Genomic DNA, 247 nt, shown 5'->3' with positions numbered 1-247 from the left:
CTCGAAGCACGATCGAGTCCAGATAGGGCTTCCCTAGCCGCCAATAGTCGCGATTCTTCACGAACACCAATCGGCTGTTGCGAATCCATTCCGAAAACTTAAAGGGACCCGTTCCGACCGGCTTCAAGCCGATTTCCGATGGATTGGCCTTGAAGGCCGACGGCGACACCATCATCCCCGGAGCGTCGGCGAGAACCGTTGGGAAGGCCGAGTTGCCGGTCGAAAGTTTGAACTGCACCGTGTAGTC

1 protein-coding gene is annotated in these 247 nt (G+C 57.1%); it reads right to left on the bottom strand.

Annotation, left to right across the window (positions count from 1 at the left end; translation table 11 throughout):
• Nucleotides 1-247, bottom strand: a 247-nt coding sequence (locus RMT89_RS44715; protein WP_315889480.1) for an ABC transporter substrate-binding protein, incomplete at both ends; no start/stop codon positions are given.

Source organism: Streptomyces sp. P17 (assembly GCF_032436805.1).
Lineage (GTDB): Bacteria > Actinomycetota > Actinomycetes > Streptomycetales > Streptomycetaceae > Streptomyces.
This window is presented reverse-complemented; position numbering and strand designations above follow the sequence as displayed.